Raw genomic sequence first — 13,581 nt, 5'->3', positions numbered from 1 at the left:
ATACCATTAACATTTCTTACGTATGCCAAAAGAGCCAAGCCGGGAATGAAAGGATGTCACAACGAGACCGTATTCTACTGATTTTTTTCGCCTTATACTTCCTGTGTGCCATCGTGGGTGGTCGTTGGGTATGGCAATCCAGCTACCAAACATTACTTGATAAACATCACGCCCAACTTGAACAGTTTTCAAGCCACGTGAAGAACAAACTGGATAAGTACGCCCACATTCCGAATCTTTTGGCCAAGGATGCGCCTCTTTTCGAAGCACTACTGCATCCACAAAACAGCGCGCAGCTTGAAGTCACCAATCGATATTTGGAGTCGGTCAATAAGGTTATCGCCGCCGCAGACACTTATCTCATTGATCAATGGGGCACGACTATCGCTGCCAGTAATTGGCGTCAGGAACGTTCATTCATAGGTCGTAACTTCGCGTTTCGTCCTTATTTCAAGCAAGCCATTCTCGGTGAACAAAGCCAATATTACGCCCTCGGTTCTACATCTGGTAAACGTGGTTACTATTACTCGGCTCCAATCATTTACGCCGGCGGAGTGCTTGGGGTTGTGGTCGTTAAAATGGATTTAAATAAAATCGAAGACAACTGGCAGCAGTCCGATAGTGTCTTTGTGTCCAGCGACCCTAATGGCATTGTATTTATGAGTAGCAAGAGAGATTGGCTGCTTAAAAGCTTACAACCGCTTAGTGACACGAAGAAAACGCAAATTTGGGCCAGCCGCCAGTATCTTAAAACCCAAATTCGGAGCTTAAATTTTGTTGGCGATCTCGACCAACCGATCACTGAACTCAAGCAAGGCTACCCATACAGCAAAGGAACCTTGGTCGTGTCTTCCCTTTCGCTTCCTGATATCAAGCTAACCATGAGAGTTCTGTCTCCAAAACAATCTATCGTCTGGATTACTCTGGGTTACCTTTTGGTTCTCACCCTGATTTTCACGATCCTGTTTCTCATCGGGCAATTGATTTATCACCGCCAGCAACGTCATTTACAGCTCGAACGTATTCAGCAAGAGGCAAACCAAAAGCTCGAGTACCAGGTGATGGCTCGCACCGCTGAGTTGCAGGCAGAAATCGCTCAGCGAACAGAAACCGAGAAAACATTGCGCTTTACTCAGGATGAATTGGTTCAGGCTGCGAAGCTTGCGGTGCTTGGACAAATGTCCGCGAGTATTAGTCACGAACTGAATAACCCACTCGCCGCGATTCGTAGTTTTGCAGAAAACGGCAAGTTGTTCTTAAAAAAAGAAAAGTTTGACAGGGTCTCAGATAATTTGAGCCGTATTTCGGCCCTGACCGATCGAATGGCCAATATCAGTCAGCAGTTGCGCTCTTTTGCAAAAAAAACCAGCGGCAATGAACTCACTAAAACCCGGCTACTACCCGTGATTGCTTCAGCCAAAGAGTTGATGAAGCCGGCGTTTAAGTCAGCTCGGGTTAACTTATCGGCCCAATCCATAACCCAGGACGCAGATGTCCTGATTAACACCATTCAGCTAGAACAAGTGCTGGTCAATCTACTGACTAACGCCATCGAGGCAGTTAAAGACCAGGAAGATAAGTGGGTGAACTTATCTGTAGAGCTTGACCAAAGCCGCGAGAACATCGAAGTACATATTGATGATAATGGTCCGGGCATTGGCCAACATTCACTGCGCGAGCTTTGTGAGCCATTTTTGACCACTAAGAAGAATGGCCTGGGGTTGGGGCTATCAATATCACAGCAAATATTAAAAGGGATGAACGGTCATTTGACGGCACAGAATCGTGCTCAGGGCGGCGCGCGCTTTTCACTCTCTTTACCCGTTGTCACACCAAACACCGAACAATTAGAAGGATAAGATTATGTGTCAGGTGTTCTTTATTGATGATGAAGCCGATCTGAGGCTCGCTATAGAACAGACTTTCGAATTAGCAGATATCGACGCACAATTTTTTCCCGATGCAGAATCTGCTCTGCTTGCAATGAAAAAAGGCTCAGAGCCCGGTGTCATCGTCACCGATATCTGCCTGCCGGGTATATCGGGTATGAGCTTACTCAATACCATGATGCAGAAAGACAATCACCTGCCCGTGATTATGATCACTGGTCATGGCGACATCTCAATGGCAGTCAACGCATTGCATCAGGGCGCTTATGACTTTATCGAGAAACCCTTTTCCCCTGAGCATTTAGTTGAAACGGTAAAGCGGGCTATCGAAAAACGCCAGCTGACCAATGAAAACAAAAAGCTTCGCCAGACTCTCAAAGCCAGTCAGGCACTCGGTCCAAGAATCATTGGTGATACCGCCAGTATCCAGACATTGCGTGCAACCATTACTCATATTGCGGATACTGACGCTGACATTTTATTGTTCGGTGAGACAGGCACTGGCAAAGAACTTATTGCCCGTTCCTTGCACGAACAGAGCCGGCGCAGAAACCATAACTTTGTGGCAGTAAATTGTGGCGCGGTGCCAGAGAACCTGATTGAAAGTGAGCTCTACGGCCATGAGAAAGGCGCATTTACCGGAGCTGAAAGTCGCCGGATAGGTAAGTTCGAATTTGCGCAAGGAGGCACCCTTTTTCTAGATGAAATTGAATCCATGCCAATTCAGGCACAAATCCGTTTGCTGCGAGTCCTGCAAGAACGCGCTATCGAACGTGTGGGTTCTAATGAGCTGCTCCCTTTAGACATTCGCGTGATTGCGGCGACCAAAGTGGATCTAAAACGTGCGGCAGATGAAGGAAAATTCCGCCAAGATCTCTACTATCGCCTCAATGTAGTGACATTAGATTTGCCTCCTCTTCGTATGCGCAAGGAGGACATCCCTGCTCTATTCCATCATTTTCTATTGGTTGCAGCCTCACGATATGGGAAAAGCTCACCGGGTTTATCGCCTCAGGATCTCGCGACATTAATGGCGCATGACTGGCCGGGGAACGTGCGGGAGTTGAGAAATGCCGCAGAGCGTTTTGTTTTACTTGGCAAGCTGATTCAGCTCGGAGATTCAAGCCCGGCTTCCACGCCTTCTTCTAGCCTCGCGGAACAAGTCGCCGAATTTGAGAAAGCCGCGATTGAAAATGCCTTGCTGGAAAACAACGGCAGCATTAAGCAAACCATGACGCAATTGAATGTACCTCGCAAAACACTGTACGACAAAATGCAACGCTATCAGATAGATAAAGATCTGTATAAATAAAACTAAGCATCACATTTGTCCCTTTATCCAACCTGACTCATACTTTTTGTAGTCGAATTTAAGTTAAATAGTTGGTGACCGGGCATGAATGAGAAAATCCGAATACCTGTGATTACCGATACCGTGATCGTTGATGGTCACTATCAGGAAGAGCGACGTACAGGTCAGGATCGCAGAAAGAGTAAGAAAAAGTGGCATGGCTATGAACGCAGAATAAATACTGAGCCCAGAAGACATGATTACAAATCAATCGATGAAGAGGTGTGACTAATCACACCTCTTTTTTATCCATCCATTTGAACTGGGTTACTTGGTAATTATCTCCGGCCCCATTAGCGTCGTTGGTAACCAGGTTGAAACCCAAGGCACGTAAGTGACGATAATAAGGAACAAGAACATCACGGCAACCCAAGGCAGCGCGGCTTTCACTACGTTCAACATCGACATCTTGGCCACCCCGGCAGTAACAAAGAGATTGAGACCAACCGGAGGCGTTATCATACCTATTTCCATGTTCACCACCATCATGATACCCAAGTGGATTGGATCAATGCCTAGAGCGATCGCAATCGGGAATACCAGTGGCGCAACGATGATTAACAGGCCAGATGGTTCCATGAACTGACCGCCAATCAACAAAAGCACGTTGACCACAATCAAGAAGGATATCGGCCCAAGCCCTGCAGAAAGCATCGATTCAGTAATCATCTGAGGAATGCGTTCTTCCGTCAGTACATGCTTCAGGATCAACGCATTAGCAATGATGAACAACAGCATGATCGTCAACTTACCCGCTTCGAACAGAGTTTGTTGTGTGTCTTTGTGAACAAAACTGTGCAGCACTTTCACAATCGCCGGTTTGGTATCCTGCTTATCCGCGAACGGCCCCATGTCCTTGTAAACAAAGTTGGCGATTAAGAAAGCGTATACCGCCGCGACCGCCGCTGCTTCTGTTGGTGTAAAAATCCCGCCGTATATACCACCCAGAATAATCACAACGAGCAACAGACCCCACACGGCGTCTTTAGCCGCAGCAAACGTCTCTTTCCAACCCACAAATGGCTGTTTAGGCAAGTTCTTAATACGAGCAGCAATATAGATTGCGATCATCAACATCACGCCCGCTAGCAATCCCGGAATGACGCCACCTAAGAACATACGACCAACAGAAACGTCTGTCGCCGCTGCGTACACAACCATTACGATGGAAGGTGGGATCAGGATACCGAGCGTGCCCGCATTACAGATAACCCCTGCAGCAAAGTCTTTGGAGTAACCATTTTTGATCATCCCGGCGATAACGATACTACCAATCGCGACCACCGTAGCAGGAGACGAACCCGACAGTGCAGCGAACATCATACATGCTACGACTGAAGCCATCGCCAACCCGCCTCTGAACCAGCCAACGAGAGCTATCGCAAAGCGAATGATACGCTTCGCTACGCCACCGGTAGACATGAAGCTGGAGGCAAGAATGAAAAATGGAATCGCTAATAATGTGTAGTGACCTTCAAATGCATTAAAAAGCGTCTGAGCAACCGACGCCAAAGATGCATCGGAGTGCCACATCAAAAACAAAATGCTTGATAAACCAAGTGAGACAGCAATCGGCACACCGATAAGCATGAAGCCAATCACCATCACGAACAATAGTAAAATATCCATGGGTTAGCGCTCCTTGCTTTTATCGGTATCTTCGTTTTGTTTGGGCTCCATCGCATCACCAGCGCCCTTGAGCTCTTCTTTAAGAGCCTCTAGCTCTTCCTCCCCTTCATGGCTGGAAATCAGACGGTCAAGCTTACCAGTCAGGATTTGATAGGCAGCCTGAGCAAAGCGAAACGTCAGTAAAGCCATACTAACAGGCAACGCCATATACGGGATAAATCTCGGCAATTTCTCGTAGCGCTCGCCCTCATTCATCCAGTCCGCCAAGAACTGCAACATCTCTGGCATCGGAATATCATCCGTCTCGTACCAGGCTCGCTCTGTGGCAAACGGATACCAGTAATTCCACGAACCAATAAGAAGTAAAATGGAGAAGGTTAAACAGCATGTTACGGCTATCAGCGCGTACACTTTTTTCAACCGATCTGGTGCCAGGCTGATCACCACGTCAACGCCAATGTGAAAATTCTTTTTCACGCCGTATGACGCACCAACCAGTACCATCCAGGCAAAAAGAAACACGGTCACTTCGACCGCCCAAAGAATGTTGTCATTAAATAAGTAGCGCATGATGACGTTGACAAATGTCAGCATCGTCATCGTGCCGAGGAAGAAGGCAATCAGTGTCTCTTCAACCTTGTCGGTAAACTGTCCGACTTTCGCAAAAAATGAGTGTTCCATAACGGTACATCGCTCGAATCAGGTAAGTTTGGCTCCCAACCAACGGGAGCCGCTTATCATTCTGTTCAGTTATTTTTGGTTTGCCGCTAATGCTGCGTCGATCAAATCTGAACCAATGTCTTTTTCAAACTTGTTCCAAACTGGTTTAAGCGCAGTCACCCACTCTTCACGCTGCTCCGGTGTCAGTTCACGAACCACACCACCCGCTTCAATGACATACTGTTTATTTTGTTCCTCGACGCGGTTCGATTCCGCATTACGTAGTTGCGTAACCTCTTTAAGAATGGTGGAGAACTGGTCACGCACGTCGGCTGGAAGTCCATCCCACCACTTGGTGGAGGTCACGACTAAGTAGTCCAAAATACCGTGATTGGTTTCTGTCGTACCGTCCTGAACTTCGAAGAATTTTTTACCGTAGATGTTCGACCAGGTATTTTCCTGACCATCGATAACTTTGGTTTGCAGGCCGCCATACACTTCCGCAAAAGACATTTTTTGAGGATTAGCGCCAAGCTGCTCAAACTGTGCCACCAACACATCGGATGCCTGTACGCGGAATTTTAGGCCTTTGGCATCCGCCGGATGAATCAGCGGTTTGTTGGCTGAAATCTGCTTCATACCGTTATGCCAGAACTCCAATCCTCTGATGCCGCGACGGTTCATCGCATTCTTAAGCGACTCACCGGCCTCAGAGTTTTGGAAACGGTCAACCGCATCTACATCATCAAAAAGGAAAGGAAGGTCGAAAAGGCGGAACTTTTTGGTGAATTTTTCAAACTTAGACAGTGAAGGTGCGGCAAGTTGTACGTCCCCATTCAACATGGCTTCAAGAACTTTGTCGTCATCGTAAAGTGTCGAATTAGGGAAAACTTGCATACAAGCTTTACCGTTCATCTCTTCATTCACACGCTTTTCAAGCAACGAAGCGGCAATCCCTTTCGGGTGCTTATCTGTATTCGTTACATGGCTGAATTTGATGACGATTTCACCTTGGTCACAATTAGCGGCAGCGTTAAAACTGGCAACAGCAAGAATTGAAGCGGTTAGTAGGGTAACAGGCTTAAACATTATTATTCTCCTTGATAAATGAACAACCCCATCACTGGGTGTTGATGCATTTACTAGAGCAATTCCCGCACCACATTTTAAACTGAATTTTTTAACTTATTAATCAACATTTTAAACATGATTCAGATTAACCCTATTTATCTGGATCACAAAATAAATTTTTAAATGGGTGAAATCTACCCATATCAATTTGGTCAGTGGGTGGATTTACACACATTCGTGAATCGGAAAATAAAAAAATGACAGCCACTTAGCTGCCATTCAATCTACTCATTGAAACTTACCTTGACCAAAAAATTAGTGAAAGTCGATGCGCTCCTCAGTGGAAGCATCAAAGAAAACCGCCTTTGATAAATCAAAATGTAGCGGTGCTATCTGACCGACTTTTACATCGAATTCCGGTGACAATCGACACGCGACTTCTTGGTCATTGACCTTAATCATCGCGATGGTATCTGGGCCAGTCGGCTCAAGAACTTCCAGTTGCAAATCAAGTTTTGTGGTCGCGGCGGAATCTAGATTTTCACTGTCCGTTATGTGCTCCGGGCGCAGACCAATCACGATCTCTTTACCATCTTGCGTTCGCATTGAGGCTGGTAATTTAATGTGATGCTCCTGCGCATTACTGCCTTTGACTTTTATCACCGGGTTGTTGTGATCATCCAAATCGACCATGGTTTTGATAAAGTTCATTGAAGGCGATCCCATAAAACCCGCAACAAACATATTATTAGGCTTGTTGTAGATTTCTTGTGGTGTCCCGAGTTGCTGCAACTCACCATCTTTCATTACCGCAATACGGTCAGCCAGTGTCATCGCTTCAATCTGATCGTGTGTGACATACACAATCGTTGTATTGAGCTGTTGATGAAGGCGTTTGATCTGATGACGCATTTCAACCCGCAACTTCGCATCTAAGTTCGATAATGGTTCATCAAACAGATACAGTTTCGGACGTCGGGCAAGCGCTCGCCCCATCGCAACCCGTTGACGCTGACCGCCAGATAATTGCGACGGCTTGCGATCTAGCAGATGGTCGATTTGCAGCATCTCAGCCACTCGCTCCACTTCGGCATCAATCGCCTCTTTCGGCATTTTCCGGATCTTCAGACCGAACTCGATGTTGCCTCGTACCGTCATGTTTGGATACAGAGCGTAAGATTGAAACACCATCGCGATATCGCGATCTTTAGGTTCAACGTTTGACACATTGTTACCGTCGATAACGATTTCACCTGAACTGATGTTTTCCAGACCAGCGATAGTATTCATAAGGGTCGACTTGCCACAACCTGAAGGACCAACCAAGATAAGAAACTCACCAGAATCAATACTGATATCGATGCCTTTTAACGTCTCTAGCTCCGCTTTTGGATAGGTTTTACGGATTTGTTTAAGTTCGAGTGTTGCCATGATAATTATCCTTTTACCGATCCAGCCGTTAGGCCACGAACAAAGTATTTTCCTGCTAATACGTAAACTAATAGCGTTGGTAACGCCGCAATGATCGCCGCCGCCATATCGACGTTGTACTCTTTCACTCCAGTACTGGTATTGACTAAATTGTTCAACGCAACCGTAATAGGCTGTGTTTCAGAGCCCGAATAGACCACACCAAATAAGAAGTCATTCCAGATTGCGGTAAACTGCCAAATCACCGTCACCATGATGATTGGCGTCGAAATTGGCAGCAGAATCTTAAAGAAAATGGTAAAGAATCCCGCCCCATCCAGTTTCGCTGCTTTCACGAGTTCATCCGGAATACTGATATAAAAGTTACGGAAGAACAGCGTCGTAAACGCCATACCATAAATGACATGAACGATAACAAGCCCTGTAGTGGTGTTTGCCAAACCCAACTTACCCAGTACCGCCGCCATTGGCAGCAAAATCACCTGAAACGGAATAAAGCAACCAAACAGCAACAAGCTAAAGAACAGATTTGAGCCTCTGAATTGCCACTTGGTCACCACATAACCATTGAATGCTCCTAACAGGGTCGAGATGGCCACTGCAGGAATCACCATTTGGAAAGAATTCCAGAAGTACCCTTTCACACCTTCACATTTAACGCCGGTACAGGCGCTGTCCCACGCTTTATGCCAGGCGTCAAATACCCATTCAGTCGGCAGACTCATTAAGTTTCCGGCTTTAATATCTGGCAGCGTTTTGAATGAGGTAATTACCATTACAAACAGCGGCATGAGATAGAACAAGCAAAAAAACGCCAAACCGAAATAGATAAACAGTCGAGAGAAGTTCACACTACGCATCATGATTTTTTCTCCCTGAGTTCTGAGTACAAATAAGGAACTAAGATGGCGAGAATACCAGCAAGCATCATCATCGCGCTTGCGGCCCCCAAACCTATCTGCCCACGAGTAAATGAGTGCGCGTACATAAACAGAGCAGGCAAATCTGAAGAATAGCCCGGCCCGCCTGCTGTCATTGCTGTTACCAGGTCGAAACTCTTAATCGCAATGTGTGATGTGATGATCACTGAACTGAAGAAGACGGGTCTTAAACATGGCATGATGATGCGCCAGTAGATTGTTGGCAGACTGGCTCCGTCAATTTGTGCCGCCTTGATAATAGACGAATCAATACCGCGCAAACCGGCCAGAAACATCGCCATAACAAAGCCTGATGACTGCCACACCGCTGCAATCACCAGGGTATATACCGACATCTCTGAGTTCACTAACCAGTCAAATTTAAAGCTGGTAAAGCCCCAATCCTGCACCAGTTTCTCAATACCCAAACCAGGGTTGAGAATCCATTTCCAGGCCGTACCCGTCACGATGAAAGAGAGTGCCATCGGATAAAGATAAATGGTCCGAATTGCCCCTTCCTGACGAATATTTTGATCGAGCAAGATGGCTAAACCCACGCCAAGAACAATGGCGATGAGCATAAACAACAGACCAAAAATACCAAGGTTAGTAATAGAAGTTACCCAACGGTCGTTTTCCATCAACTTTTCATACTGGGCAAAGCCAACAAAGTTGAAGCTTGGCAGAAAACGGGAGTTGGTCATTGATAGTGCTGCCGTCCAGAAAATGTAACCGTAAATGCATACCACAGTTACCAAGACGGTCGGGGCAAGGACAATTTTCGGCAACCAAAGCTGAAGTCTGTCCATCAAACTACGTTTTGCCTGAGACTTCTTTGGATACCGATTTACAACGTGCTCCATAACGAATCCTTACATCTAAAAGAAAGGGCGTATAGGCTCCCTACAAGCCTGCACGCCCTTTAGGGAGAGACTAGTCTTTAAAGGATTAGATAGCCGCTTTAACCGCTTTCGCTAGTTTTTGTGCTGCTTGTTTCGGATCCGCATTTTCGTCGTTGAAGAAGTTAGTCACGACGTCATAGATTGCGCCTTGTGCATAACTTGTGGTCGACAAACCATGTGCCATGCTCGGCACTAAATCACCAGATTGGGCACTTGCTTTAAAGGTTTCCATTGAGTCCAGTGCACATTGGTCAAATTTCGCCATGTCCATATCAAGGCGAACTGGAATTGATCCTTTGTTCAGGTTAAAGACTTCCTGGAATTCTTTGGTCAAAATGGTACGAGCTAAGTCTTGCTGTGCCTTCTTGTTCTCTTCGTTGCTCAGCTCAAAGAAAGCGAAGCTATCAATATTGAACGTAAACTGGCCGGCAGTACCCGGTGCTGGTGCACAGATGTAATCTTTACCCGGCATTTTACCTGCGGCAGTAAATTCGCCTTTCGCCCAGTCACCCATGATCTGCATAGCAGCTTCACCGTTAATTACCATCGATGTTGCGACGTTCCAGTCACGTCCCGGAGAGTTAGCGTCAATGTAGTCGTGTAGCTTCTTAAACTTGGTGAACACTTCGACCATTTTGTCACCTGACAGTACGTCCATGTCTAGGTCAACAAACGCTTTGTTGTAGTCTTGGCTACCAAGCACATCAAGAGCAACCGCTTCAAATACAGTCGCGTCTTGCCATGGCTGACCGCCGTGAGCGAGAGGAATAAAGCCTGCTGCTTTAATTTTGTCTGCAGCAACGAAAAATTCATCCATTGTTGTTGGTAGTTCAACGCCCGCTTTCTTCAGTACTTCAGGGTTTGCCCAAAGCCAGTTCACACGGTGAACGTTAACCGGCACAGCAACGTATTCACCTTTGTACTTCATCACCTTGGTCACAACTGAAGGCAGGATGTCATCCCACTTTTCCTGCTTCGCCGTACTTTCCAATGAAGTAAGGAAACCCAAGCTGCCCCATTCCTGAATATCGTGTCCTTTGATTTGAGCCGCAGATGGAGGGTTGCCTGATACGGCGCGGGTTTTAAGTACGGTCATCGCCGACTCACCGCCACCGCCAGCTACTGCAAAGTCTTTCCAGGTATGATTTTGCTGCTCTAACATTTCTTTCAGTACCGCAGCAGATTTTGCTTCCCCACCAGCGGTCCACCAGTGAAGCACTTCCACTTCACCAGCGTGAGAAAAATTCGCAGCAGACAGCAGGGAGAGAGTAAGTAGGGTTTTATTTAGTTTCATTATTATCTTCCGTGTATTGGATTAGACATTCAGGTCAACGGCTTAGCGACCCTCAGCATTCTTGCTTGAACTTAGTCAGTCTACCCAACGAGAAAATTTTGATTGAAACAAAGCGTAAACACAAAGTAACAAAGTTGTTACATTAGAGCTCGGTAATAGAAGAAACAAAGACTTGCGCACGCAAACCACTACTAGGCAAGTTGTCAATTATGAGATCTCCGCCGTGTGCATGAAGAATATTGCGGCATATCCCCAGCCCTAATCCGTGTCCTTGGTCATCATCAGATAAACGATAATAAGGTTCAAATACCGCTTCTAATTGGTGTTCTGGAATACCCGGTCCTTGATCGCATATTACGACTTTTACCCAGTCGTCACTGCTGGCAAGTGTTATCTCCGCCCTTTGACCATATTTAACTGCATTATCGACCAAGTTCCCGATGACACGTTTTATAGCAAGCGGCTTTGCTACGATTGGATCAATAGGGTTCGGCGTAAACTTAACCCGTGTTTCGTGCTGGTTATAAGGCTCAATGACACTGGTAATCACATCATTGAGATCAACGTAAGCGGTATTCTCATGCAACTCAGTATCTCGTACACACTGAAGCGCACCTTTCACCATCATCTCCAGTTCATCCAGGTCATGGTTAAATTTTTCGCGCTTCACATCACTTTCGAGCAGTTCGGCACGTAACCTCAGGCGCGTAATCGGCGTTTTTAAATCATGGGAGATAGCAGAAAACAGTTGTTCCCGATCAGAGATGTAATGGCGAATTCGTTGCTGCATCCGGTTAAAAGCACGGGTAGCGGTAACGAGTTCACTGGCCCCCTCTTCTTTCAGCGGGGCTTGCTCTACATCCATGCTCATTTCATTGGCCGCTTTAGCCAGCCTCTTCAATGGCTTAACCTGCTTTTTCATCAGCAAGTAGGTCAGGAACAACAAAATCGTTGTCGAGAAAATCAGAAATAAGATCTGCTCTCGGCCAATTAACCTATCGTCGAGGTTAACATAAGGGGCAGGAAGCAAAGCCGCGATGTAAAGCCATTCATTCTTGGCTAATTCAAGTTGCACGACTAAAACGGGCGGATCAATCGGACTTAACGTTAAGGTATGGTGAGCCCACGACTTGGGTAAATCGCTCAGATAGATGTCATTTTTTAGTAGGCGCAGGTTCTCCGGTAATGAGAAATCGACCAGTATGCTGTCCACTTTGGGAAGCTTCTTAGTCAGTACCTCTTCAATGGCTTCAATTGACGCCAATTTCAGTGGCGTATTTTTTATCGGTTCGACAATCAGCTGTTCTTTATTAAAAGAGACAAAAAAGCGCGTTCCGCCCATGTTACGAATCTGGTCAAGCACGATATGACGATAGCCCACAGGCAACGACTGAAAAAACGTAACCGTCGAAGCAAACATGTTCGCCATGCTCTGTGACGCATCCCGAATCCCCGCCAGCTCTTTGTGCTTAGACTCGGTATACCAAATGGTAGTCGCCACGCCCTGAGCCAATATCACCGCCAATAACGTTAAGCCTAATGTGCGATTAACCAGAGAGTTAGGCTTGAATCTTTTCGCCCAACGCCACCATTCAGGATTCATAACTGACTGGCACAGCGAGCACATAACCATTACCCCGCATCGTCTTAATATAGTGTGGGTATTTGTCACTCACGCCTAAACGTTGACGTAAACGACTGAGCTGGACATCGATACCACGCTCAAAAGGTAAAGACTCCCTTCCACGGGTAGCAAATGAGATCGTGTCGCGGTCTAAAATTTGGTTGGGCTTTTTAAGAAATAGCATCAACAACGAAAAATCACTGCCTGATAAGTCGTGTGATTGCTGGGTTTGTTGGTGAGTAATTCGATGAGCGAGCGGATCCAATCGCCAGTCACCAAAAAGTATCGGACTTGCGGCTAAGGGACTAACCTGTTCCTCTTTCGCGCCTTTAACCCTGCGCAATACCGCCTTAATGCGCGCGTTCAGGTGGCGCGGGTTAAATGGTTTCGCCAGATAATCATCAGCACCAATTTCTAAACCGATGATTTGATCTGTATCGTCAGAAACCGCAGTCAGCATAATAATAGGCGTCGATGAAGTTCGACGTACTGCCTGGCATAAAGAAAATCCATCCTCACCGGGTAACATTACATCGAGCAGAATCAGGTCCGGATAACCATTTTGCTCAATGTGCAGATGCATTTGTTCACCATCATTCACGGTATTGACGATATAACCCTGCTTTGTCAGATACTCCTGTAGCAATTCACAAATTTCTTGATCATCATCTACGACTAGCACTCTGGCTGACATTTTTCCATCCAACGTATTTCTAAAACCTACCGCTAGTGTAATGCGTGCCAGAATGAGGGCTCAGAGAATATTTTTAAGACTTTGAACCCCTTGCGGACAAATGTCACATCTTGTTA

12 protein-coding genes are annotated in these 13,581 nt (G+C 46.3%); 3 read left to right on the top strand and 9 right to left on the bottom strand.

The features are described 5' to 3' along the window. Positions 1–53: 53 nt before the first annotated feature. The 3 genes from ACWYU8_RS14330 (at position 54) to ACWYU8_RS14320 (ending at position 3,468) form a co-directional block, all read left to right on the top strand. A complete protein-coding gene (locus ACWYU8_RS14330) occupies positions 54–1,859 on the top strand; it encodes an ATP-binding protein (protein WP_457520331.1) in 1,806 nt (601 codons plus the stop codon). Positions 1,860–1,863: 4 nt separating this feature from the next. After that, complete coding sequence (locus ACWYU8_RS14325; RefSeq protein ID WP_457520330.1) at positions 1,864–3,201, top strand: sigma-54-dependent transcriptional regulator; 1,338 nt, start codon at positions 1,864–1,866, stop codon at positions 3,199–3,201. Positions 3,202–3,285: 84 nt separating this feature from the next. Then, positions 3,286–3,468 (top strand): hypothetical protein, encoded by a 183-nt coding sequence (locus tag ACWYU8_RS14320; protein ID WP_457520329.1) that lies wholly within the window; start codon positions 3,286–3,288, stop codon positions 3,466–3,468. A gap of 39 nt (positions 3,469–3,507) precedes the next feature. Here the strand turns inward: ACWYU8_RS14320 and ACWYU8_RS14315 are convergent, their stop codons facing one another. The 9 genes from ACWYU8_RS14315 to ACWYU8_RS14275 all read right to left on the bottom strand — a co-directional run bounded on the left by ACWYU8_RS14315 (position 3,508) and on the right by ACWYU8_RS14275 (position 13,465). After that, complete coding sequence (locus ACWYU8_RS14315) at positions 3,508–4,869, bottom strand: TRAP transporter large permease (RefSeq protein WP_457520328.1); 1,362 nt, start codon at positions 4,867–4,869, stop codon at positions 3,508–3,510. Between the two features lie 3 nt (positions 4,870–4,872). After that, positions 4,873–5,550, bottom strand: a complete 678-nt coding sequence (locus tag ACWYU8_RS14310; protein ID WP_457520327.1) for a TRAP transporter small permease — start codon at positions 5,548–5,550, stop codon at positions 4,873–4,875. Positions 5,551–5,619: 69 nt separating this feature from the next. Next, on the bottom strand, positions 5,620–6,618 hold the full coding sequence (locus tag ACWYU8_RS14305) for a TRAP transporter substrate-binding protein (RefSeq protein WP_457520326.1): 999 nt from the start codon (positions 6,616–6,618) through the stop codon (positions 5,620–5,622). Positions 6,619–6,915: 297 nt separating this feature from the next. After that, positions 6,916–8,031 carry an ABC transporter ATP-binding protein gene (locus ACWYU8_RS14300; protein WP_457520325.1) on the bottom strand — a complete coding sequence of 372 codons (1,116 nt, stop codon included), beginning with the start codon at positions 8,029–8,031 and terminating at the stop codon, positions 6,916–6,918. 5 nt (positions 8,032–8,036) lie between these two features. Beyond that, positions 8,037–8,894 (bottom strand): carbohydrate ABC transporter permease, encoded by an 858-nt coding sequence (locus tag ACWYU8_RS14295; protein WP_457520324.1) that lies wholly within the window; start codon positions 8,892–8,894, stop codon positions 8,037–8,039. Further along, positions 8,891–9,814, bottom strand: a complete 924-nt coding sequence (locus ACWYU8_RS14290; protein ID WP_457520323.1) for a carbohydrate ABC transporter permease — start codon at positions 9,812–9,814, stop codon at positions 8,891–8,893. The genes ACWYU8_RS14295 and ACWYU8_RS14290 overlap by 4 nt, the downstream gene beginning before the upstream one ends. 85 nt (positions 9,815–9,899) lie before the next feature. After that, complete coding sequence (locus ACWYU8_RS14285; RefSeq protein WP_457520322.1) at positions 9,900–11,147, bottom strand: ABC transporter substrate-binding protein; 1,248 nt, start codon at positions 11,145–11,147, stop codon at positions 9,900–9,902. A gap of 142 nt (positions 11,148–11,289) precedes the next feature. Beyond that, entirely contained in the window at positions 11,290–12,750 is a 1,461-nt protein-coding gene (locus ACWYU8_RS14280) for an ATP-binding protein (protein WP_457520321.1), read from the bottom strand. Then, the gene (locus ACWYU8_RS14275; RefSeq protein WP_457520320.1) at positions 12,740–13,465 is read right to left on the bottom strand and encodes a response regulator; all 726 of its coding nucleotides are present in this window, start codon (positions 13,463–13,465) and stop codon (positions 12,740–12,742) included. The genes ACWYU8_RS14280 and ACWYU8_RS14275 overlap by 11 nt, the downstream gene beginning before the upstream one ends. Positions 13,466–13,581: the final 116 nt, after the last annotated feature.

This window comes from Vibrio limimangrovi (assembly GCF_054064025.1).
Note: the sequence above shows the minus strand (reverse complement) of the source record. Positions and strands in the feature narration are given on the sequence as shown.

Bases quoted from the DNA above. Each gene is read 5' to 3' on its own strand.
- ACWYU8_RS14305 (WP_457520326.1), bottom strand. From the start codon at position 6,618: ATGTTTAAGCCTGTTACCCTACTAACCGCTTCAATTCTTGCTGTTGCC.
- ACWYU8_RS14330 (WP_457520331.1), top strand. From the start codon at position 54: ATGTCACAACGAGACCGTATTCTACTGATTTTTTTCGCCTTATACTTC.
- ACWYU8_RS14295 (WP_457520324.1), bottom strand. From the start codon at position 8,894: ATGATGCGTAGTGTGAACTTCTCTCGACTGTTTATCTATTTCGGTTTG.
- ACWYU8_RS14300 (WP_457520325.1), bottom strand. From the start codon at position 8,031: ATGGCAACACTCGAACTTAAACAAATCCGTAAAACCTATCCAAAAGCG.
- ACWYU8_RS14290 (WP_457520323.1), bottom strand. From the start codon at position 9,814: ATGGAGCACGTTGTAAATCGGTATCCAAAGAAGTCTCAGGCAAAACGT.
- ACWYU8_RS14310 (WP_457520327.1), bottom strand. From the start codon at position 5,550: ATGGAACACTCATTTTTTGCGAAAGTCGGACAGTTTACCGACAAGGTT.
- ACWYU8_RS14315 (WP_457520328.1), bottom strand. From the start codon at position 4,869: ATGGATATTTTACTATTGTTCGTGATGGTGATTGGCTTCATGCTTATC.
- ACWYU8_RS14320 (WP_457520329.1), top strand. From the start codon at position 3,286: ATGAATGAGAAAATCCGAATACCTGTGATTACCGATACCGTGATCGTT.
- ACWYU8_RS14275 (WP_457520320.1), bottom strand. From the start codon at position 13,465: ATGTCAGCCAGAGTGCTAGTCGTAGATGATGATCAAGAAATTTGTGAA.
- ACWYU8_RS14280 (WP_457520321.1), bottom strand. From the start codon at position 12,750: ATGAATCCTGAATGGTGGCGTTGGGCGAAAAGATTCAAGCCTAACTCT.
- ACWYU8_RS14285 (WP_457520322.1), bottom strand. From the start codon at position 11,147: ATGAAACTAAATAAAACCCTACTTACTCTCTCCCTGCTGTCTGCTGCG.
- ACWYU8_RS14325 (WP_457520330.1), top strand. From the start codon at position 1,864: ATGTGTCAGGTGTTCTTTATTGATGATGAAGCCGATCTGAGGCTCGCT.